Origin of the sequence: Bariatricus sp. HCP28S3_A4 (genome assembly GCF_052066395.1) — a bacterium.
GTDB lineage: Bacteria > Bacillota > Clostridia > Lachnospirales > Lachnospiraceae > Allocoprococcus.
On record NZ_JBQHSE010000116.1, the window covers coordinates 1 to 312 of the forward strand.

A 312-nucleotide genomic window follows, 5' to 3' on the forward strand; every position below is an offset into this window, starting at 1 on the left:
GGCTCCGCTTTACTTCTTCTCTAGCATCAGAGATCATTAACGGTGACATCAAAAATCTTACTGATGAAAAGCGTGTCAATGTGTTTATAGTCGATGACACTCTCTTTAATCGTACCAGCTGCAAGAAGACTGAACTGGGTTCCAGAGTCTTTGATCACGTTGGAATGAAATTTCGCAAAGGATTCCGTCTGTTGACGCTTGGATGGAGCGATGGCAATACATTTATGCCTGTTAACAGTTGTCTTATCGCATCCTCCAAAGAATCAAATATCATTGGCCCGACGAAAGATTTTGACAAGAGATCTATTGCCG

The 312-nt window shown here is 42.0% G+C and carries 1 protein-coding gene; it reads left to right on the top strand.

Annotation, left to right across the window (positions count from 1 at the left end):
- The coding region (locus tag ACTNBF_RS16610; protein WP_441089717.1) for a transposase at positions 1-312 on the top strand (312 nt) is incomplete at both ends.